Origin of the sequence: Methylotenera sp., from assembly GCF_030684185.1 — a bacterium.
Lineage (GTDB): Bacteria > Pseudomonadota > Gammaproteobacteria > Burkholderiales > Methylophilaceae > Methylotenera.
Map to the genome: position 1 here is coordinate 358471 of NZ_JAUXOY010000014.1, position 25970 is coordinate 384440.

Annotated in this window: 28 protein-coding genes; 5 read left to right on the top strand and 23 right to left on the bottom strand. The window is 45.5% G+C overall.

Annotation, left to right across the window (positions count from 1 at the left end; genetic code table 11):
* The first annotated feature begins 76 nt into the window (after nt 1–76).
* Nucleotides 77–466, top strand: a complete 390-nt coding sequence (locus Q8J82_RS04395; RefSeq protein ID WP_304889972.1) for a hypothetical protein — start codon at nt 77–79, stop codon at nt 464–466.
* Here the strand turns inward: Q8J82_RS04395 and Q8J82_RS04400 are convergent.
* Genes Q8J82_RS04400 through mog form a run of 4 tightly spaced genes read right to left on the bottom strand, consistent with a single transcriptional unit; the run spans nt 463 to nt 3016 of the window.
* Nucleotides 463–978: a CinA family protein gene (locus Q8J82_RS04400; RefSeq protein ID WP_304909427.1), complete on the bottom strand. Its 516-nt coding sequence runs from the start codon at nt 976–978 to the stop codon at nt 463–465. The genes Q8J82_RS04395 and Q8J82_RS04400 overlap by 4 nt on opposite strands.
* Entirely contained in the window at nt 971–1468 is a 498-nt protein-coding gene (locus tag Q8J82_RS04405) for a phosphatidylglycerophosphatase A (protein WP_304909384.1), read from the bottom strand. Before Q8J82_RS04405 ends, Q8J82_RS04400 begins: the two co-directional genes overlap by 8 nt.
* The gene (gene thiL / locus Q8J82_RS04410; protein ID WP_304909383.1) at nt 1452–2405 is read right to left on the bottom strand and encodes a thiamine-phosphate kinase; all 954 of its coding nucleotides are present in this window, start codon (nt 2403–2405) and stop codon (nt 1452–1454) included. The genes Q8J82_RS04405 and thiL overlap by 17 nt, the downstream gene beginning before the upstream one ends.
* Before the next feature lie 5 nt (nt 2406–2410).
* Entirely contained in the window at nt 2411–3016 is a 606-nt protein-coding gene (mog, locus tag Q8J82_RS04415; protein ID WP_305327820.1) for a molybdopterin adenylyltransferase, read from the bottom strand.
* A 64-nt stretch (nt 3017–3080) separates the two neighbouring features.
* Between mog and Q8J82_RS04420 the strand changes: the two genes are divergently transcribed.
* The gene (locus tag Q8J82_RS04420) at nt 3081–3917 is read left to right on the top strand and encodes a PDZ domain-containing protein (protein ID WP_305327821.1); all 837 of its coding nucleotides are present in this window, start codon (nt 3081–3083) and stop codon (nt 3915–3917) included.
* A gap of 122 nt (nt 3918–4039) precedes the next feature.
* Here Q8J82_RS04420 and Q8J82_RS04425 read toward each other — a convergent pair whose 3' ends face one another.
* From Q8J82_RS04425 to yjgA, 7 genes are read right to left on the bottom strand one after another with little or no spacing between them, the layout of a single operon-like run.
* Complete coding sequence (locus tag Q8J82_RS04425) at nt 4040–4360, bottom strand: Na+/H+ antiporter subunit G (RefSeq protein ID WP_304889967.1); 321 nt, start codon at nt 4358–4360, stop codon at nt 4040–4042.
* A gap of 4 nt (nt 4361–4364) precedes the next feature.
* Nucleotides 4365–4634 (bottom strand): K+/H+ antiporter subunit F, encoded by a 270-nt coding sequence (locus Q8J82_RS04430; protein WP_304889966.1) that lies wholly within the window; start codon nt 4632–4634, stop codon nt 4365–4367.
* The gene (locus Q8J82_RS04435; RefSeq protein WP_304909380.1) at nt 4628–5119 is read right to left on the bottom strand and encodes a Na+/H+ antiporter subunit E; all 492 of its coding nucleotides are present in this window, start codon (nt 5117–5119) and stop codon (nt 4628–4630) included. The genes Q8J82_RS04430 and Q8J82_RS04435 overlap by 7 nt, the downstream gene beginning before the upstream one ends.
* A 6-nt stretch (nt 5120–5125) precedes the next feature.
* Nucleotides 5126–6643, bottom strand: a complete 1518-nt coding sequence (locus Q8J82_RS04440) for a monovalent cation/H+ antiporter subunit D (protein ID WP_305327822.1) — start codon at nt 6641–6643, stop codon at nt 5126–5128.
* Nucleotides 6640–6969, bottom strand: a complete 330-nt coding sequence (locus tag Q8J82_RS04445) for a Na+/H+ antiporter subunit C (RefSeq protein WP_305327823.1) — start codon at nt 6967–6969, stop codon at nt 6640–6642. The genes Q8J82_RS04440 and Q8J82_RS04445 overlap by 4 nt, the downstream gene beginning before the upstream one ends.
* The gene (locus Q8J82_RS04450) at nt 6957–9776 is read right to left on the bottom strand and encodes a monovalent cation/H+ antiporter subunit A (protein WP_305327824.1); all 2820 of its coding nucleotides are present in this window, start codon (nt 9774–9776) and stop codon (nt 6957–6959) included. Before Q8J82_RS04450 ends, Q8J82_RS04445 begins: the two co-directional genes overlap by 13 nt.
* A 48-nt stretch (nt 9777–9824) precedes the next feature.
* On the bottom strand, nt 9825–10406 hold the full coding sequence (yjgA, locus tag Q8J82_RS04455; RefSeq protein ID WP_305327825.1) for a ribosome biogenesis factor YjgA: 582 nt from the start codon (nt 10404–10406) through the stop codon (nt 9825–9827).
* Between the two features lie 80 nt (nt 10407–10486).
* Between yjgA and pmbA the strand changes: the two genes are divergently transcribed.
* Nucleotides 10487–11827 carry a metalloprotease PmbA gene (pmbA, locus tag Q8J82_RS04460; protein ID WP_304909376.1) on the top strand — a complete coding sequence of 447 codons (1341 nt, stop codon included), beginning with the start codon at nt 10487–10489 and terminating at the stop codon, nt 11825–11827.
* A gap of 171 nt (nt 11828–11998) precedes the next feature.
* Here the strand turns inward: pmbA and Q8J82_RS04465 are convergent, their stop codons facing one another.
* On the bottom strand, nt 11999–12766 hold the full coding sequence (locus Q8J82_RS04465; RefSeq protein ID WP_304892032.1) for a VacJ family lipoprotein: 768 nt from the start codon (nt 12764–12766) through the stop codon (nt 11999–12001).
* Between the two features lie 247 nt (nt 12767–13013).
* On the opposite strand from Q8J82_RS04465, the gene Q8J82_RS04470 reads away from it, so the two are divergent.
* Complete coding sequence (locus Q8J82_RS04470) at nt 13014–14045, top strand: class 1 fructose-bisphosphatase (protein WP_370868616.1); 1032 nt, start codon at nt 13014–13016, stop codon at nt 14043–14045.
* 35 nt (nt 14046–14080) lie between these two features.
* On the opposite strand, the gene trxC is transcribed toward Q8J82_RS04470, so the two are convergent.
* The 4 genes from trxC to Q8J82_RS04490 all read right to left on the bottom strand — a co-directional run bounded on the left by trxC (nt 14081) and on the right by Q8J82_RS04490 (nt 18497).
* Nucleotides 14081–14518: a thioredoxin TrxC gene (gene trxC / locus Q8J82_RS04475; protein ID WP_305327826.1), complete on the bottom strand. Its 438-nt coding sequence runs from the start codon at nt 14516–14518 to the stop codon at nt 14081–14083.
* A 2-nt stretch (nt 14519–14520) separates the two neighbouring features.
* Complete coding sequence (pqqC, locus tag Q8J82_RS04480) at nt 14521–15270, bottom strand: pyrroloquinoline-quinone synthase PqqC (RefSeq protein WP_305327827.1); 750 nt, start codon at nt 15268–15270, stop codon at nt 14521–14523.
* A 61-nt stretch (nt 15271–15331) separates the two neighbouring features.
* The gene (locus Q8J82_RS04485; protein WP_305252909.1) at nt 15332–17062 is read right to left on the bottom strand and encodes an FAD-dependent oxidoreductase; all 1731 of its coding nucleotides are present in this window, start codon (nt 17060–17062) and stop codon (nt 15332–15334) included.
* Nucleotides 17063–17204: 142 nt separating this feature from the next.
* The gene (locus Q8J82_RS04490) at nt 17205–18497 is read right to left on the bottom strand and encodes a sigma-54-dependent Fis family transcriptional regulator (RefSeq protein WP_304909372.1); all 1293 of its coding nucleotides are present in this window, start codon (nt 18495–18497) and stop codon (nt 17205–17207) included.
* Nucleotides 18498–18797: 300 nt separating this feature from the next.
* Between Q8J82_RS04490 and ccoG the strand changes: the two genes are divergently transcribed.
* Nucleotides 18798–20267, top strand: a complete 1470-nt coding sequence (gene ccoG / locus Q8J82_RS04495; RefSeq protein ID WP_304909371.1) for a cytochrome c oxidase accessory protein CcoG — start codon at nt 18798–18800, stop codon at nt 20265–20267.
* Between the two features lie 66 nt (nt 20268–20333).
* On the opposite strand, the gene tpiA is transcribed toward ccoG, so the two are convergent.
* From tpiA to panC, 7 genes are all read right to left on the bottom strand, one after another.
* Nucleotides 20334–21101 (bottom strand): triose-phosphate isomerase, encoded by a 768-nt coding sequence (gene tpiA, locus Q8J82_RS04500; protein WP_304909370.1) that lies wholly within the window; start codon nt 21099–21101, stop codon nt 20334–20336.
* 30 nt (nt 21102–21131) lie between these two features.
* The gene (gene fba / locus Q8J82_RS04505) at nt 21132–22205 is read right to left on the bottom strand and encodes a class II fructose-bisphosphate aldolase (protein WP_304909369.1); all 1074 of its coding nucleotides are present in this window, start codon (nt 22203–22205) and stop codon (nt 21132–21134) included.
* A gap of 113 nt (nt 22206–22318) precedes the next feature.
* Nucleotides 22319–23758, bottom strand: a complete 1440-nt coding sequence (locus Q8J82_RS04510) for a deoxyribodipyrimidine photo-lyase (RefSeq protein WP_304909368.1) — start codon at nt 23756–23758, stop codon at nt 22319–22321.
* A 2-nt stretch (nt 23759–23760) separates the two neighbouring features.
* Nucleotides 23761–24228: a 23S rRNA (pseudouridine(1915)-N(3))-methyltransferase RlmH gene (gene rlmH, locus Q8J82_RS04515; RefSeq protein WP_304891766.1), complete on the bottom strand. Its 468-nt coding sequence runs from the start codon at nt 24226–24228 to the stop codon at nt 23761–23763.
* Between the two features lie 30 nt (nt 24229–24258).
* On the bottom strand, nt 24259–24678 hold the full coding sequence (gene rsfS / locus Q8J82_RS04520) for a ribosome silencing factor (RefSeq protein WP_305327828.1): 420 nt from the start codon (nt 24676–24678) through the stop codon (nt 24259–24261).
* Nucleotides 24679–25059 (bottom strand): aspartate 1-decarboxylase, encoded by a 381-nt coding sequence (gene panD / locus Q8J82_RS04525; protein ID WP_305327829.1) that lies wholly within the window; start codon nt 25057–25059, stop codon nt 24679–24681. It abuts the gene before it with no gap.
* Nucleotides 25060–25108: 49 nt separating this feature from the next.
* A complete protein-coding gene (gene panC / locus Q8J82_RS04530) occupies nt 25109–25957 on the bottom strand; it encodes a pantoate--beta-alanine ligase (RefSeq protein ID WP_304909366.1) in 849 nt (282 codons plus the stop codon).
* Nucleotides 25958–25970: the final 13 nt, after the last annotated feature.

Consider the following 25970-nt stretch of genomic DNA (forward strand, 5'->3'; position numbering starts at 1 on the left):
TAGTCATCAGGTCAACGATATTAAATGCAGCACGTTAAGTATTTATATATTTTAGATTTTTTGAACGGAGATAACGATGAAAATATTACATTCAATAATTTTGGCTTTGACAATTTGTGTGACATCAGTTTCAAGCGCTTATGCGCGTGATTCATTTAGTGTAGGCATCAATGTTGGCGGGTACGGCTATCCAGCGCCTGCTATTGGCCATTCTCCAGGATATGTCATCGGATATTCGCAAGTGCCAACAGTGATATATCCTCAAACTATATACTATGGTGCGCCCACAGCCTATTACCAGCCAACGCAAGTCATACGTTATGCGCCAGTAGTGTCTTATGGATATCAAGGCGCTGGCTATCGTGACCGTCATCGAGGTTGGGGCCATGGTGGTCGTGAGCATCACGGCAGGGATTATAGTGGTTGGAATCGTGGGGGTCATGAACACCACGGTGGGCGTCATTAATTCTGTAAAGGCTTAGCAGCTGAACGATTTAATCTGTCAAGAAGCCCCATCATCATAGCGATGGTGGCTTGTTGGCGAATTTCTTCGCGAGAGCCGCTGAAGTGTAGGGTAATTGTTGATATGGGTGTATTTTTTTCTGCCCAGGCAAAACAGACCGCACCAACAGGCTTTTCTAATGTCCCGCCATCAGGCCCAGCAATTCCTGTAATGCTGCCAGCAATTTGCGCCTGACTGTTATTGATGGCACCTAATGCCATTTCTCTCGCTGCTTGTTCGCTGACCGCACCATATTTTTCTAAGGTTTGGCTTGATACGCCCAGCATCTCTACTTTAGCTTGGTTGCTGTAAGTCACAAAACCACGATCAAACCACGCAGAGCTTCCAGCGATGCTAGTCACAGCTTGTGCAGCCATACCGCCAGTGCATGATTCAGCCAAAGCTAGCGTATAACCTCGTGCCTTAAGCGCGGCGCCAAGTTCAATCGCTAAGTTAGATAACGCAGCATCATTCATGCGCAACTGCCCATACCAATCCCTGCAAGCCAATAATGGCGTAGATTGCAGCGAGTAAATCATCAAACATTACGCCGAATCCATTTTTGAGTTTGGCATCAAACTGCCTGATTGGAAATGGCTTCCAAATATCAAATAATCTAAATAATAGAAATGCAGCCAGCCACCATTGCCATTGGTTAGGTGTGAAAGTAAGCACTAGCATCATCGCTACAATTTCATCCCAAACAATACTGCCGTGGTCAGATACTCCCAGGGATTTTCCCGTGATATCGCAAAAGTAAATGCCGATTAAAAATAGCACGGCAATGACGATGAGCTGCGTCGACAAAGCATAAACAGAAACAAGCCAAAACAAGGGCAGGCCAACCAGCGTGCCGAATGTGCCGGGCGCTTTGGGGGCTAAGCCGCTGCCAAAGCCTAATCCAAAAAAATGAGCGGGGTTCTGTAATAAAAACTGCACGTTTGGCTGTTTAATTGAAGTGGTCAAAACCAGTTTCCTTAATATCTAAAATTTCATTATCAAGTCCACGCACAATCAGATCTGTGTTAGCCGTAATTTGCCCAATATGACTTAAAGCCAGATTCAAGGTTTTACTTAAGTTTGCAATTTCAGCATGTTGATTAGAAGGCGCAGTAAAACATAGTTCATAATCATCACCACCAGCAAGCACCATGTTTTTTACTTGTTTAAGATGAAGGTTTTTATGCACAGTGTCCGATATTGGCACTTGGTCTAAACGGATAATTGCACCAAGTTTAGAGGCTTTTAATATGTGCCCTAAGTCTGCCAGCAAGCCATCAGAAATATCAATTGCGCTGTTTGCTACACCATGTAACGCCTGACCTAGCGCCACTCTAGGTTGCGGCGTGTGTAAGGCATTTTCGATTTGGTTTAAATCTGAGCGGGCTAAATTAAAGCGTTGTTGCATTACCGCTAAAGCCATTGCCGCATCACCAAGCGTACCACTTACCCAAATCTCATCATTCACTTTGGCACCACTGCGTTTAATTGCCTTGCCCGCTGGAACTTCACCCATAATCTGCACGCTGATAGTGAGTGGTCCACGTGTCGTATCACCGCCGATTAAATCGACATTAAAATCATCTGCACAGGCAAAAAAGCCTTTTGAAAATTCAGCTAGCCATGGTTGATTGACTTCAGGTAGTGCAATCGCTAATGTTGCCCATTTCGGATTGGCACCCATCGCCGCCATGTCAGATACATTCACTGCCAGTGATTTCCAGCCTAATTGGTATGGGTCGCAATCTGCAAAAAAGTGAGTGCCTGCTACCAGCATATCTGCCGAAATGGCGAGTTCCATACCTTTAGTTATGGAAATCAAAGCTGCGTCATCACCCACACTCAAATTGGTGTGGCGAGTTGGGCGGGTGAAGTACTGATGAATTAAATCAAATTCGGACATGGTATTTAAGCTGGAGATTTCAGGGCTGATTTAGGTCTGAACGCTTTAACGATGGCCTCGTTGGTTTCAATATAGGGTGTTGGTGTTTCTTTTGTGCCAAGTAAATCTAAGCAATAGGGCACAGCGGCAAATATACCGTGAACCATTTGGTTGCCAGCGTCATCTTTTAAACCTTCTAGAGTCTGTGCGATGGCTTTGGGTTGCCCAGGTAAGTTAATGATTAGAGATTGCTTGCGGATGACTGCAACTTGTCGCGATAAAATAGCCGTGGGTACAAAATTTAAACTGATTTGCCGCATTTGCTCACCAAAGCCCGGCATTTCTCTATCTGCAACTGCCAGGGTGGCTTCTGGCGTTACATCGCGTAATGCTGGGCCTGTACCGCCTGTGGTTAAAATCAAGCTGCAGTTTTCGTGGTCTACTAAATCAATGAGGGTAGATTCAATCTCGGTTTGTTCGTCGGCAATCAATCGCGCAACAATTTGTGAAGGCGTTATCAGTGCGTTATCTAGCCAGTTTTTGAGGGTTGGTAATCCAAGGTCTTCATATACACCGCTACTTGCACGGTCGCTAATGGAAACTAAACCAATTTTAATGAATTCTTTTGTCATTCGTCTGTCAGTAGTAATACGTTAAGTTTCAATCATACCATTACCAACATTAAAGGATTTTTTCATGCTGCCTAATGCTCAAAATTTTACCAATAAATCTTCGGCCAGAGCTCAAATATTGGCTAGAAAAAAAATAACGACAGGATTAATGCTGTGCTGCCTACTTGGCTTAGGCACTTTACTTGTTGTCACGCAATTACATGCGGCAGAAGCTAATATAGCCAAGCAAAATTTATATGCAAAAAACTATAAAGAGCAAAATGGTTATCAACTAAAGTCTCAAACCGCTAACCCCGATACCAAAATGTATTTGAGTAATCATAAAGAAGATGACAATATCAGCATGCTTGAAGATGGCTATGACATGATGGGTTCAACTGGCTTTAACGAGATAGATGCACCTGTTGAAGATGCTTTGCAGCATGGCAAAGCTATTAAAGCTGACACGGTTCTAGTCTACAGGAAATATGGATCAGCTAAAAAGAGTAACTCTAAAATTGAATTGATTAAAGAGGCTGCCAAAAAGGGTGGTGAAGTTGATGAAAAAGATATGGTAGAAGGGCCAACTGAATACCAATATTATGCAAGTTACTGGGCTAAGTTGCCTATGCCACTATTTGGCGTGCATGTGATTAAGCTTGTAAAAGCGGCTTCGGATGACAGTGAAGTTAAAATAGAAGAAAAAGGTTTGAAAGTGATTGCAGTGATAAAAGATTCGCCAGCGGCAAAAGCAAATATAGTAAAAGGCGATACGCTGCTGAAAGTTGGCGACATTGAGTTGGTTAAAGCCGATGATTTGTTTGCTGCTGTGAAGCGCTATGCCGGGCAGATAGTGCCTGTTGAGTTGCAGCAGAGTGGAACGGAAATTAAAACTAAAGTAGCATTAAATTCACGTAAATAGCGTATTAAACAGGGTTGAACTCGACAAAGTTTAGCCCTTAAAACTCTAAAATGGATGTTTGTTAAGAAGTCAATTTGTGCTGATGCTGGTTTGAATATTTTATCAAGCAAACAGTGGTAATTTTACTCTTCAGCTTTCTTTGGTATCGCAGCCAGCGATTTCAATCGCAGGTGCAGAGCGGCTTTAGCGAGAAGGTGGGCGCTCACCGGGGCGGTAATGAACAGGAACAGCGTAATCAGCATTTCATGCAGGCTAAGTTGTTCGCCCTGAGTGCTGAAAAAAACAGCAGATGCTATCAGCAGGCAGCCTACGCCCAGCGTTGTCGCCTTGGTCGGGCCGTGCAGGCGGGTATAAAAATCACGCAGCCGTGCCAGACCCAGCGAGCCGATAAAGGTGAAGACGGCACCCGTCACAATCAGAAATGATAAAAGATATTCTTGCATAGTCTTATTCGATGATGTCGCCTCTTAGCAGATACTTGCACAATGCAACGGTACCAACAAAGCCCATCAGGGCGATCAGTAGCGCCGCTTCAAAATACAGTGCGCTTTTCAGGTAAATGCCAAGCAATATCAGCAAAGCAATGGTATTGATATATAGGGTGTCCAGAGCCAGTATGCGGTCAGGTGTATCCGGCCCGCGGAACAGTCGCCAGAAACTAAGGGCAACCGCGGCCGAGACCAATGCAAATGCAATCATCAGTGCGTAGTTCAGCATTTTTCAAAAATCTCCTTTAACGGTTTTTCGTAACGTTCTTTAATGGCCGCTATCAGGCTGGCAGCATCATCAACATCCAAGGCATGTACAACCAGGTGCTGGCGGTCTGCCGTCAGCAGGGCTGACACTGTGCCCGGCGTCAGGCTGATGGTGTTGGCGAGCAGGCTGATGGCGATATCTGACTTCAGCGCCAGCGGGATTGCCACGAAAGCCGGTTTGAGCCGACTTGGGCTGCCAAGAATCAGGCGTGCCACAATAAAATTGGCCAGTAAAATATCAATGAAGACGATAGCAGTGAAGCGCAGCAGGGTCAGCGGCTTGTAAATGGTGACTTTGTCCGGCCAGAATTGCAAGGTAAAGAAGGGGATAGCCCAGCCCAGCAATATCCCCAAAAGAATATGCCCGGCACCAGTGCTATTCACCAGTAGCAGCCAAATAACGGCGAGGACAGGTGTGACGATCGGATGGGGGAGTAAACGTCGCATGATCAGTTAAATTCTCCCGCCTAACACGGCATGAATGTAGTGATATGGTTGCAGCAGTTGCAATGCGGTTGAATTTGCATATTGCAGCACAGGTTCAGCCCAGATGGTCAGCACTAGGCATAGGCCAAGCAGACCAACAATCGGTGCCAGTTCATTGAAGCAAGGCTTATCAACGTTTGAGGATTGATTGTCTGCAGATGCGGCGTGTACCCGATAGAACAATAAACTGCCAGTTCTTGCCAGTGCGATCAGGGCAAGCAGACCGCTGATCAACACGACTGCCATCACCCAGGGCAATGCCGGGTGGTCAAGCGCGGCGCGCAGCAGCATGAACTTGCCGAGAAAACCAGACAGCGGCGGCAGCCCGGCCATCAAAATGGCGGTGATCATAAACAGCCCGCCGAACAGCCTGGGTGATGCGATGACGGGGCCCGGGTCAAGCCGATCCGCCATTTCTCCGCGGCGTCTGGCTATGGCATCGGCCAGCAGGAACAGTGCGGCTGAGGCAAAAGTGGTATGCGGCAGGTAATAGAGGCCGGTGGCGATGCCTGCTTGTGAATTCAGGCCGAACGCGATCAATAACGTGCCGACGGAAGCTATTACCAGATAAGCCGTTTGCAGGCGCAAGTGCTTGCTGCCCACTGCCCCCAGTACACCTATCACCAATGTTGCCAGTGCCAGCGGAAGCAGCCAGTTTTCTATCAGGTTTGCCGCCGGACCGGCCTGTTCGCCGTAAATCAATGTGTAAATGCGCAGAATGCAGTAAGCCCCCACCTTGGTCATGATGGCAAAAAGCGCAGCCACCGGTGCGCTGGTGTGAGCATAGGCGGCGGGCAGCCACAGATAAAGTGGCAGCAGCGCAGCTTTCAGCGCAAATACACCAAACAGCAGCAGGCCGGCGGCACGTACCAGCGGCAGGTTTTCCGGCGGAACAGACGCGACTTTCAGCGCCAGATCGGCCATGTTGAGCGTGCCAAGTATGCCGTATAGCGTACCAACCGCGAACAGGAACAGGGTGGATCCTGCCAGGTTGATGACGACAAAATGCAGACCTGCCTTGGTGCGAAGTCGGCCTCCGCCATGTAGCAGAAGACCGTAGGAGGCCAGCAGCAGGATTTCAAAGAATACAAACAGGTTGAACAAGTCGCCGGTGAGAAACGCGCCATTCAGGCCGAACAGCTGCAACTGGAATAAAGCGTGAAAATGTCGCCCGGCCTTGTCGGTGCTATGCATCGCATAAATGAAGGCAAATATCGACAGCAGTGCAGTGGTGGATAGCATCCATACTGTGAGGCGGTCGGCCACCAGCACAATACCGAATGGCGCTGCCCAGTTGCCAAGGGCGTAGACAAAAATATCGCCAGTATTGACGGTTTTAACAAGCAAAAGCGCCAATCCAAGCTGAGCAATCAGGCTGCCAAGGCTAAGCAGGCGTTTGATAGCAACGTCTTGTTCGCGCAGCAGAAGCAACAGGATGCCAGCCAAAAGCGGCACTACAACAGGGGTAATGATCAGGTGGTTCAAGCTTCTTCCTTCCCGTCCACGTGGTCATTGCCGAGGTCGGTGCGCGCCTTGAGCGCGAGTACGATGACAAATGCCGTCATCGCAAAACTGATGACGATAGCGGTGAGTACCAATGCCTGCGGAATGGGGTCTGCATATGCCGAACTGGAACCGGTGATGACAGGAGGCTGGCCGATGACAAGGCGGCCCATGACAAACAGGAACAGATTAACCGCGTATGAGAGAAAAGTGAGTCCCAGCACTACCGGAAAAGTACGGTTGCGCAAGCAGAGGTAAACCCCGCAGGCAGTCAACACACCAATCATGATGGCGATTAGCGCTTCCATTTTTGTGATTCCTTCATGGCCTTTGATTGCCGGCTGGTTTGATGCAACAGCCCAAGATTGATTAAAATCAGCAGCGTTGAGCCAACCACCACCAGATAGACCCCCAGATCAAAAGCCATCGCTGAAGCCAGTTCAAAATCACCTATCAGCGGCCAATTAATGTGGCCGAAGGTGGAGGTCAGGAATGGATGCCGGAACAACCAGCTTCCTAGCCCGGTTATGACGGCAATTAGCAGGCCGGCAGCAATCAGCGGATGCATGTTGGCCGGCAGGCGGTTCTGCGTCCAGACCACACCATTGGCAAGGTATTGCATGACCAGTGCCACCGACGTGATAAGGCCTGCGATAAAGCCGCCGCCGGGCTGGTTGTGGCCGCGTAGAAGAATGAACACCGCAACCAGCAGCGCAAGTGGCAGCAGCAGGCGGCTAAATGTCGTCATAATGACCGGATAGGCATCCCAATTCCAGCGCCGGTTGTCTTTGTCATGTTTTGGCCCGGTCAGCAGCAGACGGTCGAGCATGGCGTAGATGCCAAGGGCGGCCAACGCCAGTACGGTGATTTCACCTAAGGTGTCGTAGCCACGGAAATCGACCAGGATCACGTTGACCACATTGGCACCACCGCCTTCCGGCAGACTTTTTTCCAGGAAATAACCGGCGATGCTTTCGTAAGGTCTTGTCAGGATTGCCCAAGTGAGTGCCGCTGCGCCGCTGCCTGCAACGGCAGCCAGCATCAGGTCTTTGCCATGACGCAAGAAGCCCGGTTCGGCAGGGCTTTGCTGTGGCAGGAAGTAAAGCGCGAGCAGCAGTAATACTATGGTCACCACTTCAACCGATAGCTGCGTCAAAGCGAGGTCAGGCGCAGAGAATTTGATGAAAACAAGTGCTACTGCCAGCCCCACGGCGCCGAGCAGGATCAGGGCGGTCAGGCGTTGCCGGTGTAGCATGACCGCAGCAAGAGCGGCGGCGATGGAGCCGATTGCCACCAGCAAGCTCAGGGCATCGACTGGCAATAACTCGCGGGTGCCAGTGAGCGGTGTATCGGCGTTGATAAATGCGGTTGAACCAAGTGCGAGTGCTGATGCAAAGAAAATGAACAGCATGCGCTGCAGCGAATTTGTATTAAGTAATTTGGTAATTTTGCCGGCAAAGCTGAATAACATCTCAAGCAGATGATTATAGATGGCCTTTGCTTCAAATCGACCGTCAAAACGCTCATGCAGTGCGAACAATGGCTGTCTGCCAAGATAAACCAGGCTGCCGCCAGCAAGTGCAATCATGCTCATCCATAGTGCAGGATTGAATCCGTGCCAGATGGCCAGACTATATTTGGGGAGCGTCGTTTGCAGCACACTTGCTGCCGCAGCTGCCAGAATGGGCTGGACGGTGAATGTCGGAAAAATCCCTACCAGCAGACACAATACCACCAGCACTTCGATCGGCACTTTCATCCAGCGCGGCGGTTCATGCGGCGTTTTTGACAGGTTTTTTGGTTCGCCGTTGAAGAAAACATCATGGATGAAGCGCAGTGAATAGGCCACGGCAAAGATGCCGGCCAAAGTCACCGTTGCCGGCAGCAGCCACCCCCAAGCCAGACCGGTAGTAAGATGCACGGCTTCAGCAAAAAACATTTCTTTGGAAAGAAAACCATTGAGCAATGGTACGCCTGCCATGGATGCCGATGCAATCATCGCCAGCAATGCGGTATGCGGCATATATTTCCATAGTCCGTTAAGTTGCCGCATATCGCGAGTACCAGTTTCGTGGTCAATGATGCCGGCTGCCATGAACAATGATGCCTTGAAAATGGCGTGGTTGATGATGTGGAATACGCCCGCCACGGCGGCCAGTGGCGTGCCGATGCCGAACAGCAGGGTAATCAGCCCCAAATGACTGATGGTGGAATAGGCCAGAAGGCCTTTGAGGTCGTGCTTGAATAAGGCAAAATAAGCACCTAGGCAGAGCGTAATCAATCCGGCCCCACCCACCAACCAAGACCACTCTGGTGTGCCAGACAAAGCTGGAAACAGGCGTGCCAGTAAAAAAACACCAGCCTTGACCATAGTGGCTGAATGCAGATAGGCAGAAACTGGTGTCGGTGCTGCCATGGCGTTTGGCAGCCAGAAATGGAATGGAAACTGAGCGGATTTGGTGAAGGCGCCCAGCAGTATCAGCACCAGTGTTGGCTGGTATAAGGCATGGGCACGGATAATGTCGCCTGAGGCCAGTATCACGGACAAGTTATAGCTGCCAGTGATCTCGCCAAGCAGGATAAACCCGCCAAGCAGCGCAAGGCCGCCGGCGCCAGTTACTGCCAGTGCCATACGCGCACCGTTACGGGCTTCTTCCCGTTGTTGCCAGTAACTGATCAGCAGGAAAGAAGATACGCTAGTCAGCTCCCAGAAAATAAGCAATTGAATGACATTCTCGGAGAGGGCAATCCCCAGCATGGAGCCCATGAACAGCAACAGATACGCGTAAAAACGCCCCATGCTGTCTCGCGCCGACAGGTAATAGCGAGCGTAGAGGATAATCAGCAGACCAATGCCGAGTATCAGCAAGGCAAACAGCAGGCCGAGCCCGTCAAGGCGAAAAGCCAGATCCAGGCCCAGTGACGGTATCCAGCTTAGGTGTTGGATAACCGTTTGGCCTTGCAGGGAAGCCGAGGCCAGCGGCAATAGCCATGCAATAGCAAGCAGCGTTATGGCGCCCGCCATCCAGGCAGCATGCAGCCGACCCAAGCGTGAAACCCAGGCTGTAATGGCAGAACCTATAAAAGGTGTGAGGACGACAAAGGCTAAACTCATGGGAGGCGTGAATTTTTCATCTTAACTTAAGTGAAGCATGGCCCTTTGTTAAAAATCTGATTGCTCTTCAGGTTGTTGCGGGTTTGTTATTTCGCGTAGCAACTTAAAAAGCTCGCGACTACTTTTAGGCGGCTTGTTGGCCTCAAGTTCTTTTTGCGCATTACGGACTAAGGTGCGTAGCTGCTGAATGTCAACTTGAGGGTAAAGCGCAATAAACTCAGAAAGCACATTGTTGTCAGCAATCATACGGTCGCGCCAGCGTTCTAAGCCGTGGAAATAGGCGTTTTCAGCGGTATGCTTGCCATCCCAGCGAGCAAGTTGTTCCAGTATCGGCGCGTTGTCAACGTCACGCATTAAGCGGCCCAGATATTGGCGATGGCGACGAATCGCACCGTTAGCAGTGATTTTTTTTGTGTCAAGCACAGCCGTGATTACCGCATCTGGCAAATCTAATTTAAGTAGCTTATCTTTAGGAAGCTCAGACAATCTCACACCAAGTGCTTGCTGCGCGTCAGCTTCAGCTTTAAGCTTGGTTTTGCTGATGGGCTCATCAGCGCTTGAACCTACTTCATAGTTGAGTTCGCTGTCTTTAATTGTCTTTTTAGGTTTAGCTGTTATTTGGGGTTTCATAGTGCGGTATTATAACAGTCTGGAAGTTTATAATGATTCCGTTTGGTTTTTAGTGTGCATTTTTTATAGTAGAAAGCGTTATGGCAGATTCTAGGTTTAGTTATTCGTTAGATGAAATTAAGCAGATGTCGGAAGATGTGCTTAAAGTGGCAAAGTCTTTAGGCGCTAGTTCAGCTGAAGCAGAACTTAGCTTGAGTGTGGGTCAAAATGTTTCGGTGCGCCTGAATGAGGTTGAGAATATTGAATACAACCGCGATAAGGGCATGTCCGTTACCGTATATTTTGGGCAACAAAAAGGCCATGCCAGTTCATCTGATTTAAGTCAGCAAGCAATTAAAGACACAGTTTCTGCAGCTTGCAATATTGCTAAATACACTGCAAAAGATGAGTTTTGTGGTTTGGCTGATGCTAATTTGATGGCAAAAGATATTCTGGATTTAGACTTGTATCATCCCTGGGATATTTCAGTAGATGAGGCGATTGCTATTGCAAAAGAATGCGAAGCTGCGGCTTTAAATGTTGATGCCAGAATTACTAATTCTGAAGGTGCGAGTGTTTCAACAGGTGAAGGCTATTTTGCCTATAGCAATAGCCACGGCTTTACAGGAGGCTACTCCAGTTCACGACATGGCGTGAGTTGCTCGGTAATCGCTGAATCCGGCGATAGTATGCAGCGTGATTACTGGTACAGTACGGCGCGCGCAGCTGCAGATTTAGAATCAGCAGCTGATATTGGAAAAAAAGCAGGTGAGCGCACTATCAGGCGTTTGAATTCTCAAAAAATTAAAACCTGCCAAGTGCCGGTGCTATTTGAAGCGCCATTAGCAAGTGGGCTAATTTCCAGCTTGGTGAGTGCTATTTCAGGTGGTAATTTATACCGTAAATCGTCATTCTTGTTAGATAGTTTGGGTAAGCAAATCGCCTCACCGTTACTCAATATCTATGAGGAGCCACATCTCATAAAAGGTTTGGCAAGTAGCCCATTTGACAGCGAAGGCGTGGCAACAAAGCCGCGGCAGCTGGTTAAAAATGGCGTGCTGCAAGGTTATGTGTTGGGTAGTTATTCAGCACGTAAGTTAGGCATGCAAACTACAGGTAATGCGGGCGGTAATCATAATTTAATCGTGCAATCTGGGACACATGATTTTGCTGGACTGCTGAAGCAAATGGGAACCGGCTTGTTAGTGACCGAGTTGTTGGGTAGCGGCATCAATATGGTGACTGGTGATTATTCCAGGGGCGCAGCTGGATTTTGGGTTGAAAATGGATTAATTATTCATCCGATAGAAGAAATTACCATCGCCGGTAATATGGCCGAGATGCTTAAAACGATAGTCGCAATTGGTAATGATGTTGTCATACAAGGCTCAAAGCAGGTGGGTTCTATTTTGATAGAGCGCATGACTGTAGCGTGTGAATAATTTGGTTTCGCGCACGGATGATCTGTATTTAAGTATGAGTAGCCGATTTTAGTTGTTCTATTTTAAGGTCAATATTTTTGGGTTTCTGCTTTTGATTAAGCCGATAATTAGAATAATAAAAAGCCGACTCGTTGTCGGCTTTTTTTAGCTTTAAAATTTACTATTCAAAATTTATTTTGCGGTAGTTTCTGAATCGACCTCATCAAAATCGCCATTAATGAGTTCTTGAGGCACTAAGCCATCCTGTACTAAACTTGCTCGTTTTTGAAGATAGGCGTCACGCGTAAATGCATAGGGGTCTAAAGACGCTTCATCAACCAAGTCTGTTGCGGTAAGTAGTTCAGTACGTTTGTCTAAAAATTGCGCAGCACGAAGCTGGTTGGCTAACCTGATTTCACCAAGGTTTCGAGGGTAGGTGATGGGGTCAGTGGTAAATGTATCAAATACCAGTCCAGTAGTGTCACGTATGCTGGATGGGCCAATAAGGGGCAAGACCAAGTAGGCGCCGTTGCCAACGCCCCAGTGACCAAGTGTTTGACCAAAGTCTTCTTTACGTAACGCAATTTTATCCATGCCTGCCACATCAATAAAACCTGCAAGGCCAAATGTACTATTGATGACAAAGCGACCCGCATCAGTAAAGGCATTCGCAAACTTAAGCTGTAGTAAGTCATTTAAAACGGTAGTAATAGAGCCCAAATTATTGAAAAAGTTGTTAAAGCCAGTACGAATTGGCGTCGGTGCTACGGCTTTGTAAGCTTTAGCTACAGGTTTAATCACAGCTTTATCGGCAACATCGTTGAATTTATAAATGCCACGATTAAAGCCTTCTAGCGGGTCTTTATTATTGGCTTGCGAAGCACACCCTGACAGCAGGGAAAATGTGAATAGGCAAGTGAAGACTATTGTTTTATAAAATGTTATTGTTTTAGTGCGCATTCTAAAGACCCCAAGTTGTGGTTTTCTCAAATTCCATCATAAGATATAGCTTGCATCATTAAACCTAGGAATATCGACGGAAAACCTCTTGTAACTTTAACTTAGCGCGTCTAAGTTGTCCAGCAATTTGCTTATCCTTGCAGTTTGTTTTATTGGAATATATCTATTAGTTTTTACTAAATATGTTTACTTAAGTGGGACAATTTGCTATTAAATGAATTTAATATTCAATTTTTCAGAAAATTAAATGATCATACATAATCAGGAAAATCATGTGACTACATTTATCAATATTTCAGAATTTTTAAAGCATCATTTACAAGGTGAACACAGCGTTGCGTTGAATACTATATTAAGTGACGTGATTGAAGCGTGCAAAAACATTACAGTTGTAATTGATAAGGGTGCATTAACTGGCAATATGGGTAATTTAGGCTCTGAGAATATTCAGGGTGAGGTTCAGAAAGCCCTTGACGTTATCACTGACGATATTTTTATTAAGACCTGTCAGCAAAGTGGGTATGTTGCGGGCATGGCATCAGAAGAGCTGGTCGATGTGATTGAAATCGCTGACAATAATCGAAAAAATGGACAATATTTGTTGTTGTTCGATCCGCTCGACGGCTCATCAAATGTAAATGTGAATATCTCGGTAGGCACTATCTTCTCTATTCTGAAGAGTTCGAATAAAAAGCCGGAATTAAGTGATTTTTTGCAGGCGGGTACTGAGCAGATCTGTGCTGGTTATGCTTTGTATGGAACATCTACTATGCTTGTGCTGACAACTGGCAATGGTGTAAATGGGTTTACCTTAGATGTAGATTCCAATGAATTCTTGCTGACTCACCCTGATATGCAAATCGCAAAGGATACGCAAGAGTTTGCCATTAATATGTCAAATTACCGTTTTTGGCGAGAACCTGTGCAGCGCTATATTGATGAATGTTTGCAGGGTGAAGAGGGTGATCGTAAAAAAGACTTTAATATGCGATGGGTGGCATCGATGGTGGCTGAGATACATCGCATATTGATTCGTGGCGGTGTATTTATGTACCCGACTGACAGCAAATCCAGATCTGGGAAACTGCGTTTAATGTATGAGGCGAATCCGATGAGTTTTATTGTGGAGCAAGCTGGTGGCGCTTCGACTACTGGTACGCAGCGAATTTTAGAAGTGAAACCTAGCGGTATACACCAGCGCGTACCTGTGATGATGGGGAGCAAAAATGAAATTGAGCGTATTGCGGCATATCATCAAGCCAAATCAAAGCGAAAATAACCTGAATTGAATTATTTACAGGTTATTGGTTGATTTTATTTCGTTTTAACTGACTGAATAACCTTTTCAGTTAACTCTTTCAACTGCTCTGGTGCAAGGGCACCGCTTACTCGACCAAGCTCTTTACCCTTCCAAAAATAGGCGAGCGTAGGGATTGATCTGATGTTGTATTTAGTACCTAACATCTGCTCAGCCTCCGTATCCACTTTGGCATAAATCACTTGGTTAACAAACTTTGCTGCGCTTGCTTTAAATGTAGGCGCAAACATTTTGCAGGGGCCGCACCAAGGTGCCCAAAAATCAATAATCACTGGCAAAATATTTTGTGACAGCACTTCATTGATGTTCGTTTGATTAAGCACTATTGGCTCGGACAATAAACTCTTACGGCAAGCGCCACAGATTGGATTCGCTCCAACCTTCTCAATAGGAAAACGATTTTCTTTTCCACAGTGTGGGCACTTAATTTGCATAATTACTTCATTTGATCCTGTCGTAAATAATGTACGCCATTTTCGATGCTGACATCACAGCAGGCCAACATAATAGAATCTGAGATGACCCAAAGTACATTGAGTTTAAACTGCAGAATTTCAAGAGCCCTTTCCTGCATTTCTCGTGATTTCCCAAAGTGGCTTAATGTCACAGCTAAACCTTGTTCTACGTCACGACGTGCTTCTGTCAGTCTTTTCTTAAAATAGATCATGCCTTCTTCTTTGACCCAAGGATACATCTCGGGCCAGGAACTTATGCGTTGCTGGTGAATATGTGGCGCAAATAGTTCAGTGAGTGAGGAGCATACTGACTCTTGCCAGGGGCGCTGACGTGCAAAATTGATGTAGGCATCGACAGCAAAACGTACGCCAGGGCTAACAAATTTAAGTGAAGTTACATCTTCACGGGTGAGACCTACAGCCTCGCCAAGTTTAATCCACGCTTCGATACCACCTTCTGCTTTATCATCTCCGTCATGGTCGGTAATGCGTAATATCCAGCTACGACGAATTTCTCTATCGGGGCAGTTGGACATGATGGCAGCATCTTTCTGCGGGATGCCAATCTGATAATAGAATCTGTTAGCGACCCAACACTGCAATTGTTCTCGTGTCAGCTTACCTTCATACATTAATACGTTAAATGGGTGATGGCTGTGATAGCCTTTTCCTTTTTCACGTAACTTGTTCTCAAATTCCTCACGTGTCCATGGTGTTAGTACTGCTGTCATACTATTCTCCGTTAAGATTAATCATTTATGTCGACTATGGAAATATTTAACAATTACTTACTCATGAACAATTAGCAGCTATAGCTTGCTCTGCAAGTTGTTCTTCAGCATGTGCCACAAAGGGAATCCCTGGTCTGCCAGTGCAAAGTGGCGTGCGATGGAAGCTACAGAAAGTCTTGGAACCGCCAGCTAAAGTTTTAACTTGATTGAATCCTGACTGAACCAGAATCCGGTAAGCTAAGTAACTGCGGAATCCAACACGGCAATAAAGAAATATTGGTTTATCCTTCGGTAGTGAATCTAGTTGAGTCCGCAGTTGCCCCAAAGGGGTATTAATTGCACCCGGAATATGCCAAGTTTTAAATTCATTCGCACTGCGTACGTCAATCGTGAGCCCATTTTCCATTGCTGCAGGATAATCCTCGGCATACCAGAAATTGACATCTCCTTTTAATAAATTAGCTGCCACAAATCCTGCCATATTGACTGGATCTTTAGCTGAACCATAGGGAGGAGCGTAAGCCAATTCCAGCTCCTCCAAATCATAAACTGTCAGCCCTGCACGAATAGCTGTAGCAAATATGTCGATTCGTTTATCCACACCATCGTAGCCCACGACTTGTGCACCTAGAATCTTCCCATCGCCTGGTGCAAATAGAAGTTTGATATGCATCGAGGTTGAGCCTGGGTAATAACTCGCATGCCCTGATGGATGGATATACACTTTGTGATATGGCAATTTATTGCTTTTTAAGAGCTTTTCAGATGCCCCTGTAACTCCACCTGTCATCTCAAACACTTTAACTATGGCAGTGCCTTGCGTAGAAGAATAGGCACTTTTTCTTCCTAGAATGTGTTCGGCAACGATTCTTCCTTGTCGGTTAGCAGGCCCAGCAAGCGCAATCAATGACTGAGCACCTGTAATTGTATCCATCACCTCAACCACATCACCAGCCGCATAAATATTGGGGTCAGAAGTTTGCATGTGCGCGTTTACCTCAATGCCGCCAAGAGGTCCGAGGGTGATGCCTGCTTGGCGAGCCAAATGAGCATCTGGGCGCACACCCACAGCCAGCAGTACAATATCTGCTAATAAGATTGTGCCGTCTTGCAGGGTAACGTGAACATTCCCATTTTCATCATCAAAGCTGACTGCGGCAGTTCCGAGCTTTAACTGAACACTGTGATATTCAAGGTGGTACTGAAGATCGCGCGCCATTTCTTGATCTAAAGGTGGCATGATTTGGTCAGCAAGTTCTACAAGTGTTACAGCTACACCCCTGTTTCGTAAACTTTCAGCCATCTCAACACCTATATAGCCACCGCCAACGACGACAGCATGCAGAATGCCTTGATCAACAATCGCTTTAATGACGTCCATGTCTTCGATGTTGCGAAGGGTAAATATACGCGGATGATTAATACCTGGAAGTTTTGGCCTAATTGGACTTGCACCTGGGCAAAGCACCAACTTGTCGTATGCCTCATGGTATGGCTCACCAGTCATTAAGTCTTTAATCGTGATGGTTTGCTTACTGCGATCAATAGAAATAACTTCGTGTCCGGTTCGAACGTCGAGGTTCAGGTTTTCTGCTAAGGTTTGTGGAGTTTGAAGTAACAATTGGTCGCGATCTTTAATATCACCGCCAATATGGTAGGGCAAGCCGCAGTTTGCAAAAGAAACATACTGGCTTCGTTCCAATACTACAATCTCTGCTTTTTCGCTAAGCCTGCGTGCGCGTGCTGCTGCAGACATCCCGGCAGCCACTCCGCCAACAATAACTATTTTCATGTTCGATACCAACTTATACGAAAAATTAAGCCTAAGTATACGTCAATAAACTATTAACTGTATAGCTATATAGTTATATGTTTAATAATTTATTGGCTATAGGCTCAATTCTTTGAAATAGCCGCATTAGATGAATGGAAACTTATATTTGAAGCTTGCGATACAAGGTGCGCTCACTAATGCCAAGCGTTTTAGCGAGTGCACGTCGGTCTCCCTTATGTTGCGAAACAGCCCATTGCAAATAGTGTTGTTCAGCTTGTTCCAGCGGGATAATAGCTTGCGACATGACATTCTCTGACTGCTTGGGCTCCTTGTAGTCTAAGGCTAGATGCTCAGGCATGATGATGTCACTATTAGCCATCAAGCTTGCACGTTCAAGAATGTTACGCAGTTCGCGGATATTGCCCGGAAAATCACATGCCTCAAGTTGAGCCAGAGCATCTGAATGTAGATTAAGTTTACGCTCAGGACTGATACGTGCGAGCAATGTTGCTGATAATAGTGGAATGTCTTCGCGACGCTGTGAGAGTGAAGGTAAGTGAATTGGAAAGGTGCTGATACGATAATACAAATCTTTGCGGAAACTTTCTTGTTTTACCATCTGTTTTAAATCGCGATGTGTAGCGGACACCAACCGAAAATCCGCTCTCAATGGATCAACACCTCCAACTCGGCGATAGGTTCCAGTTTCAAGTAAACGTAATAGTTTCACCTGCAAACTAAGAGGGATATCGCCCACCTCATCTAGAAATAATGTGCCGCCACTAGCACTTTCTACCAGGCCATGCTTGCGTTGAGTAGCGCCTGTGAATGCGCCTTTTTCATAGCCAAATAATTCACTCTCAAATAGAGTTTCTGTTAAACCAGAGCAATCCACCGCCACAAAGGGCTCGTTTGCTCGTTTACTCGCATTATGAACTGCCTGCGCGACGAGCTCTTTGCCAGTGCCGGATTCACCGAGTAGTAAAACAGATGCCTCAGATGGAGCTACCCGTTCTATTAAACCCAGCATATTATTAAACACCGCTGAGCGCCCGACTAAACCGCGCGAGGATGGGTGAGTACTAGCGTCGCGGATAGTCTGTATCATTTCCACGAAATAGACGATTTCGCCGCTACTGTTATGAATAGGTGTTAATTCAACATCAACATGCTCTTCACCGCGTGGAGTTTGATGCAGGTGCAGCACGCGCTGAGAGCGGCCTGTGCTAGCACTGAGTTTAAGTGGACATGACTCCCCGACTTCATCGCATGGACGGTCAAAATGATGAGACACTTCGTAGCAATGTCGCCCTACTAAAGGTACTGAATTGCCATATTCGCTATGATAAGCTGCATTAGCAGCAATGATGATGTAATTCTTGTCCATCACAATGCGAGGTTCTGGCTGGCTGTCTAAATAAGACAGGAGTTCGGATATTTGAGAAGCGTCCATTTAAACCTTCAATATAAATGCCAAATATGGCAGTTTACTCTAATGTAAAACAATAAATCCGCCATATTTGACATAAACGTTATTAACTTTAACTTTAATATTGTCTATAGTTAATGGATTTAAATAAATTTAATTGAATTAAAACAATGTCCTAAATATTTCAGTTAAATTTTGGCACAATTAATGCAGTACATTGTCAACGCAACATTAATAATGTTAGCCAAACGTAAAGCGATACCGTGATATTCCTAGTCCATGTAAAGCCATTGCTAGCAAAGATATTTAAAGAAAGTTGGATGTATGAACGAAACGCCTGTGAACAATACAGCAGAAAAATCAACGCCGGTGAATGAAGTTGTAATTTCACTATATGCAGCTCAAGACAAGGTCTATCCTCGAAGCACATTTGGATTTTTCACCAAATGGCGCTGGGCAATGATATGGCTAACTCAGATAGTTTTTTATGGCATCCCTTGGCTGGAGTGGGGACATCGTCAGGCTTTATTATTTGATTTAGGTGCAAGGCGCTTTTATATCTTCAACCTAGTACTGTACCCGCAAGATTTGATTTACCTCACCGCCATTCTAATCATTTCCGCGCTATCGCTATTCTTATTTACCGCAATCGCCGGGCGTTTATGGTGCGGTTATACCTGCCCTCAAACCGTTTATACGGAAATATTCTTATGGATTGAGCATAAAATCGAGGGTGAACGCGGTGCACGAATGAAGCTTGATTCTGCAGGTATGTCCACCAATAAATTAGCTAAAAAGGGTGCTAAACATTTTATATGGATTGCATTTGCCTTGTGGACCGGCTTTACTTTTGTTGGATATTTCACCCCGATCCGTGAACTTAGTCAATCAGTATTGAGCATGAGCCTGGGGCCATGGGAAACTTTCTGGGTATGTTTTTATGGCTTTGCAACTTATGGTAATGCTGGTTTTATGCGTGAACAAGTCTGCAAATATATGTGCCCTTATGCCCGCTTTCAAAGCGCGATGTTTGATGATGACACTTTAATCGTGACTTACGATGAGGCTCGCGGTGAACCACGCGGGCCTCGTTCACGTAAGGATGAAGCAAAGTCCAAAGAATTAGGTTCTTGTATCGATTGCGGTTTGTGCGTCCAAGTATGCCCAACAGGGATTGATATACGAAAAGGACTGCAATACGAATGTATTGGCTGTGGTGCCTGTGCCGATGTATGTGATACGGTCATGGATAAAGTTGGCTATGAGCGTGGTTTGGTTAAATACTCAACACAAAATGCTATCAACAATAAATGGTCACATAAACAAATGTTGCAACGTATTATGCGACCACGTGTCTTAATTTACTCTGCAATTCTGACATTGTTAATTGTGAGCTTGCTGGCAAGCTTGTGGTATCGAACGCCATTTAGAGTGAACGTTATACGTGATCGTGGTGTGATGGCGCGCTTGACTGATGACGGTATGCTGGAAAATATATACCGTTTACAAATAATGAATGGCACAGAAAAAACTCAACAGTATCAGATCAGCGTCAGCGGTGTTAAAGATCTAGAAATCAAAGCAGAAGCGGCAAAAGAGAATCATGATAGTAAAGACAAAGAACAGAGTAATACAATTACAGTGAAACCTGCAGAATCACGTTGGATTATCGTTGATTTAAAAATTCCTGACGGCTCACTTAAATCCGGCTCTCACAAAATTCATTTTGAAATTCAAGCAGTTGAGAGTAAGCAAATTGTGACTGAAAAATCTATATTCTTGGTGCCTAGATAATGATATAGCTGAAAGTGGTTGCCAATTTGCGGGATATTAAGGAAATGTTTACTTATTTCTCGCTTGCTAATTCGCTAGCTTGCATATGGCTATAAATTCGGACGCTTCTAAAGAAGCGCCGCCCACCAGCCCGCCATCTACATCTGGCATGTTAAATAATTGGGCTGCATTTTGTGCTTTTACGCTGCCGCCATAAATAATACGCACCTTTGAGGCCGCTTCTGCATTGCGGCGAGCAATACGCTGACGAATAAATTGATGTACTTCCTGAGCTTGTTGAGGAGTTGCTGTTTTTCCTGTACCTACCGCCCATACTGGCTCATAGGCAAATACCATATTGAGCTGCATTGCTTTGGCGAAACCTTCATCGCTAAGCGTCGCCATCACTGCATCCATCTGGCTGGCAACGATGACTTCGGTAAGTCCTGCGTCATGTTCTGCAAGTGTTTCACCTACACATAAGATAGGGGTTATGCTTGCCTTTATTGCAGCATCGAATCTTGCGGCGGCTGACAGGTTGGTTTCATGAAATAATACGCGTCTTTCGGAGTGGCCAAGTAATACATAGGTACAGCCAAGGTCGGTGAGCATGTGTGGTGACACAGCACCAGTAAAAGCCCCTTCTTCAAACTGATTTACATTTTGACCGCCCCATGCAATATTGGTATTTTCCAGTAATGATCTGGTTTGATGCAAATAGGGGTTGGGTACGCACACCACATAATCCGCATTTTTATAATCATGCAGACCATGGATGAGTTCGTTAAGCAGCAATTGGTTGCTGTGAATGTCGCCATGCATTTTCCAATTACCCACTACCAGGTTGCGTCGCATTTCACAGTTCCTTATTATTATATTTGATATTTATATCGACGACTTGACGATTGCCTGTAATTCGCCCGCTCTGTAGCGTACTGCCATCTGCTCGCATGATATTGGTTTAATCAGAGACGCTTGTCCTGCTGAGCCAAATGCTTCATAGCGTTCTTTGCAAATCGCCCGCATCGCAATAGTGGAGGCGCTGAGGAATTTTCTAGGATCAAATTCTTTTCTTTTTTCAGTAAAAAACTTGCGTATCGAGCCTGTGTACGCCATGCGCAAATCAGTATCAATGTTGATTTTACGCACACCATGCTTGATACCTTCAACAATTTCCTCTACTGGAACACCGTAAGTTTCACCCATGTCGCCACCAAATTCATTGATGATATGCAACCATTCCTGAGGTACGGAGGATGAGCCATGCATGACTAAATGTGTATTTGGGATTCGCTCATGGATTTCTTTAATGCGGCTGATGGCCAGTGTTTTACCCGTGGGTGGTTTGCTGAACTTATAAGCTCCGTGGGAAGTGCCAATCGCTATCGCCAATGCATCTACACCTGTTTGCCTTACAAAGTCGGCTGCCTCTTCAGGGTCTGTCAGCATTTGGTCATGGCTTAATATGCCAGCAGCACCAGAGCCATCTTCTTCGCCCGCTAATCCCGTTTCTAAAGAACCAAGCACACCCAGTTCGCCTTCTACAGACACGCCAATAGCATGTGCTATTTCTACGATTTTTCTGGTTACGTCAACATTGTATTGGTATGAGGAGGGCGTTTTAGCATCCTCCATCAGCGAGCCGTCCATCATCACGCTAGAAAAGCCTGAGCGAATCGCTTGAATACACACGGCTGGAGATTGGCCATGATCCTGATGCATGACGACAGGGATGTGTGGATAAGTTTCAATGGCAGCTAACACCAGATGCCGCAAAAATGCTTCGCCAGCATACTTGCGCGCGCCTGCCGAGCCTTGCAGAATCACGGGGCTGTTCGTTTCATCAGCCGCCTGCATTATGGCGTGAACTTGTTCCATGTTGTTAACATTAAAAGCCGCCAGACCATAGTCGTGTTCAGCAGCGTGATCTAGCAGTTGACGTAACGAAACGAGTGCCATGATGATCTTTCAAATAATTAAAACATCGGTATGAGTGTACTCTGGTTTTGCAATAGCGCGAGCTTTGTCATCACGCGTAAATTATATAACACTTATGTCTTATATAAAACATATTATATATTTTTATAGAGCGCTAGTGCTTGAACTCTTTGCGTTGCGTGGTCGACTACAGGTGCTGCGTAGTCATTACCGATGGATATATTGAGCGCCTGCAGCCGCATTGGAGGGATTAGCCAAGGTGCGTGAATTTCCTTGTCGTTGCATTTTGCCAATTCTGGCACATACTTACGAATGAATTTTCCTTGGGCATCAAAACGTTCACTCTGCGTGATTGGGTTAAAGATTCGAAACCAAGGCTGCGCATCGCAGCCCGTGCTGGCGGCCCATTGCCAGCCACCATTGTTAGCGCTTAAGTCGAAGTCGATTAACTTTTCAGCAAAATAACGTTCACCCCAACGCCAGTCTATGAGTAAATCTTTCACCAAAAAGCTTGCTGCCACCATTCGTAAACGATTATGCATAAATCCAGTGGTGTTAAGTTGGCGCATGGCCGCATCTACCAGTGGGTAGCCAGTTTTGCCATCGCACCAAGCTTGAAAAAGTGCAGGGTTATTTGGAAACTTCAAAGCCTCGAATTCAGATTTATAAGCTTTACCTACGGCAACACTTGGGTTGTGATGTAATATTTGCACATAAAAATCACGCCAAATAAGCTCGCTTAACCACGTCTGCGCGCCAGTATTGGCTGCTTGCATGGCCTCACGTGCTAGATGGCGTATTGATATAGTGCCAAAACGTAAATGTACCGATAAATATGAAACACCTTTTATGGATGGAAAATCTCTCGCATCTTTGTAACGACTCATACGTTCTTTAAAGTCGTTAAATAGCGTTAGACCGCCTTGCATGCCAGTTGGCAAACGCATGCTGGCTAGGTTGGTGCGTATAAAGCCCAACTCTTCTAAACTCATTAACTGACTAACATTAAGTTTAGCTAAGTTTCTTAAATAGGCATCCACTGGGTAAGCTTTGATAAAGAAATCATTCACCGTTTTAAGCCACATGTTTTTATACGGTGTAAACACACTATAAGGCTTGCCAGAGAGATTTAAAACTTCATCCTTTTCAAAAATCACATGGTCTTTGTAATGATGAAAAGTGATGTTGCTAATTTTGAGTTGCTCGGCCACATGCGCATCGCGAGCAATGGTACTAGGCTCGTAATCATGGTTGGTGAACACGGCATTGACTAAAAGTGAGTTGGCTAATTTTGGAATTTCATTGCCAGCATTACCGTGCAACACAATTAAGTCACTACCGTGGCTTTGCAGCGAGACTTTTAACTCACGCACACTTTCCCAAATAAACTCTACGCGGCGATCTGCCTTTTCATTCAGCTGATTGAGAATAGTGGTATCGAAAACAAAGGCGCAATATACATTTTTAGAGGATTTTAATGCGTGGTATAGCGCGGCATGGTCGTAATCTCGTAAGTCACGTCTAAACCAAACTAAAGATTTTTCATAGGTTGATTTATGTTGTGCTTGAGACATATTTACTCGCGATGATAAGGGTGATTTGTAATGACAGAATGCGCGCGATAAAGTTGCTCGGCTAGTAGCACTCTCACCATGGCGTGCGGCAATGTAAGCTTGGAAAGTCCCCATAACCAATCGGCTTTTTGTTTAACTGAGGAATGCAGTCCGTCAGCGCCGCCAATAATAAGTGACACATCACGCCCTGAAATTTGCCAATCTTTGAATTTATCTGCAAGTTGCAGTGTGGTGACTTCCTGCCCACGTTCATCTAGAGCAATGCAAAAATCTTTACCAACCGCTTCTAGAATGCGTTTAGCTTCAATAAGCTGAATATTATCAGTACTATTGCCTGCGGCACGCTTTTCAGGCTTGATGTCGACGATTTCAACATTGGCTTCGCGCGGCATGCGCTTGGTGTACTCAGCACAAGCGGTTTCAACCCAACTTGGCATTTTGTTGCCGACAGAGATAATACGCAGTTTCAAGCACTACCTCTGTGGACGAATAAAAGTAAGTTACTCGGCTTTAATATGCCCACGGCGGCTTTCAGCCTCACCACTGTCTGATTTGATGTGGCCTCTACGGCTTTCAGCCTCGCCCCATAACTGTTCTAGGTTGTAGTAAGCACGTGTGGTTGGCACCATGATGTGTACGACGATGTCATCTAAATCGACCAGTACCCATTCACCTTCTTTTTCGCCTTCAGTACCGCGAATGTGATAGCCTTTTTCTTTAAGCTTTTCACGTACGTTATCGGCCACGGCTTTTGCCTGACGGCTGGAGTTTGCAGAGGCAACAATCATGTAGCTCGTCATACTAGTCAGTTTGCGTACATCCATTACGGTAATGTCGAAGCCTTTAATATCTTCAATAGCGTCGACTACCGCTTGTTTCATGGTTTCTAAATAATTTACTGCGTTTACATCAAGTGTCATTTAAGCGGCCTGTGCTGGAATTGCATTGCGTTGAGATTGTATGCGGTTTTGATTATCCACATACACAAGTTGAGGTGAGAACTTTTGCAGTTCAATTTCGTTGTAATTCGCATAGCTGGCAATAATCATAATATCGCCAGGAGCGGCTTTATGAGCAGCAGCACCATTCACGGAAATAATCCCTGAGTTACGTTCAGCAAGAATAGCGTAAGTGCTAAAGCGCTCGCCATTGGTCACGTTATAAAGATGAATTTGTTCGTATTCACTGATATTAGCGGCTTCAAGCAAGTTTTCATCAATGGCACAACTGCCTTCATAGTGAAGTTCACTGTGCGTTACATGCACTCGGTGAAGTTTAGATTTAAGCATGGTTCTTTGCATAAGCTTAACCGTTTGTCAAAAGGGACTGCATTATAGTCTTTTCAAGTACTTAGCGCAAAAATTCAATATTATCTATCAGTCGGGTGTTAGCCAGTTTGGCAGCACCTAGTACCACTAATTGGCTATCAGTATCTTTTGCAGGGGCTAAAGTAAGGCTTGAGCGTATTGAAATATAGTCAACAAGCCAGCCTTGCTGTATGAGTGTGGTTTTGGCTTGTTGCTCTAACTTGGGATAGTCATTGGCCCCAGAATTCACTAAATTTACTATGTCCTGCAAAGTGTTATTTAATTGACTTGCCTGATTGCGTTGTTCTGAAGTTAAATAACCGTTGCGTGAACTCATTGCCAAACTGCTGGGCTCGCGAACGGTATGTACGCCAATAACCTCAATAGGTAAATTAAACTGTTTCACTAATTGCTCGATGATGAAAAGTTGTTGAAAGTCTTTTTTACCAAATACCGCAACGGTCGGCTGGACTATATTAAATAGTTTCATTACCACCGTAGCAACACCTGAAAAATGTCCTGGTCGAGATGCGCCACATAGTTCATTAGCAATTGGGGGCGGTGTAATTGTCATGGTTTGATTGAGGTTTCCTCCATCAAAGTCTGGGTACATTTCCTCAACTTTAGGTGCAAATACGATGGACGTACCCGCAGCTTCGAGTTTTTTACAATCAGCATCTAGCGTGCGTGGATAACTGGCTAAATCTTCATTCACACCAAACTGTAATGGATTCACAAAAATACTTACCACAACGCATTGTGCATGCCGTTTTGCAACCTCGACTAATTGAATATGGCCAGCATGCAAGTTACCCATGGTCGGCACAAAGGCAACGCTAGTTTGCTTTTCAAGTGCGCTTCTTAATTCATTGATGGTGTTAATGATTTGCATTTGTCTCTATTTT

Excerpts from the sequence above, each read along its gene's own strand:
- Q8J82_RS04395 (WP_304889972.1), top strand. The coding sequence starts at position 77 with ATGAAAATATTACATTCAATAATTTTGGCTTTGACAATTTGTGTGACA.
- Q8J82_RS04400 (WP_304909427.1), bottom strand. The coding sequence starts at position 978 with ATGAATGATGCTGCGTTATCTAACTTAGCGATTGAACTTGGCGCCGCG.
- thiL (WP_304909383.1), bottom strand. The coding sequence starts at position 2,405 with ATGTCCGAATTTGATTTAATTCATCAGTACTTCACCCGCCCAACTCGC.
- mog (WP_305327820.1), bottom strand. The coding sequence starts at position 3,016 with ATGACAAAAGAATTCATTAAAATTGGTTTAGTTTCCATTAGCGACCGT.
- Q8J82_RS04420 (WP_305327821.1), top strand. The coding sequence starts at position 3,081 with ATGCTGCCTAATGCTCAAAATTTTACCAATAAATCTTCGGCCAGAGCT.
- Q8J82_RS04425 (WP_304889967.1), bottom strand. The coding sequence starts at position 4,360 with ATGCAAGAATATCTTTTATCATTTCTGATTGTGACGGGTGCCGTCTTC.
- Q8J82_RS04430 (WP_304889966.1), bottom strand. The coding sequence starts at position 4,634 with ATGCTGAACTACGCACTGATGATTGCATTTGCATTGGTCTCGGCCGCG.
- Q8J82_RS04435 (WP_304909380.1), bottom strand. The coding sequence starts at position 5,119 with ATGCGACGTTTACTCCCCCATCCGATCGTCACACCTGTCCTCGCCGTT.
- Q8J82_RS04445 (WP_305327823.1), bottom strand. The coding sequence starts at position 6,969 with ATGGAAGCGCTAATCGCCATCATGATTGGTGTGTTGACTGCCTGCGGG.
- Q8J82_RS04450 (WP_305327824.1), bottom strand. The coding sequence starts at position 9,776 with ATGAGTTTAGCCTTTGTCGTCCTCACACCTTTTATAGGTTCTGCCATT.
- yjgA (WP_305327825.1), bottom strand. The coding sequence starts at position 10,406 with ATGAAACCCCAAATAACAGCTAAACCTAAAAAGACAATTAAAGACAGC.
- pmbA (WP_304909376.1), top strand. The coding sequence starts at position 10,487 with ATGGCAGATTCTAGGTTTAGTTATTCGTTAGATGAAATTAAGCAGATG.
- Q8J82_RS04465 (WP_304892032.1), bottom strand. The coding sequence starts at position 12,766 with ATGCGCACTAAAACAATAACATTTTATAAAACAATAGTCTTCACTTGC.
- Q8J82_RS04470 (WP_370868616.1), top strand. The coding sequence starts at position 13,014 with ATGATCATACATAATCAGGAAAATCATGTGACTACATTTATCAATATT.
- trxC (WP_305327826.1), bottom strand. The coding sequence starts at position 14,518 with ATGCAAATTAAGTGCCCACACTGTGGAAAAGAAAATCGTTTTCCTATT.
- pqqC (WP_305327827.1), bottom strand. The coding sequence starts at position 15,270 with ATGACAGCAGTACTAACACCATGGACACGTGAGGAATTTGAGAACAAG.
- Q8J82_RS04485 (WP_305252909.1), bottom strand. The coding sequence starts at position 17,062 with ATGAAAATAGTTATTGTTGGCGGAGTGGCTGCCGGGATGTCTGCAGCA.
- Q8J82_RS04490 (WP_304909372.1), bottom strand. The coding sequence starts at position 18,497 with ATGGACGCTTCTCAAATATCCGAACTCCTGTCTTATTTAGACAGCCAG.
- ccoG (WP_304909371.1), top strand. The coding sequence starts at position 18,798 with ATGAACGAAACGCCTGTGAACAATACAGCAGAAAAATCAACGCCGGTG.
- tpiA (WP_304909370.1), bottom strand. The coding sequence starts at position 21,101 with ATGCGACGCAACCTGGTAGTGGGTAATTGGAAAATGCATGGCGACATT.
- fba (WP_304909369.1), bottom strand. The coding sequence starts at position 22,205 with ATGGCACTCGTTTCGTTACGTCAACTGCTAGATCACGCTGCTGAACAC.
- Q8J82_RS04510 (WP_304909368.1), bottom strand. The coding sequence starts at position 23,758 with ATGTCTCAAGCACAACATAAATCAACCTATGAAAAATCTTTAGTTTGG.
- rsfS (WP_305327828.1), bottom strand. The coding sequence starts at position 24,678 with ATGACACTTGATGTAAACGCAGTAAATTATTTAGAAACCATGAAACAA.
- panD (WP_305327829.1), bottom strand. The coding sequence starts at position 25,059 with ATGCAAAGAACCATGCTTAAATCTAAACTTCACCGAGTGCATGTAACG.
- panC (WP_304909366.1), bottom strand. The coding sequence starts at position 25,957 with ATGCAAATCATTAACACCATCAATGAATTAAGAAGCGCACTTGAAAAG.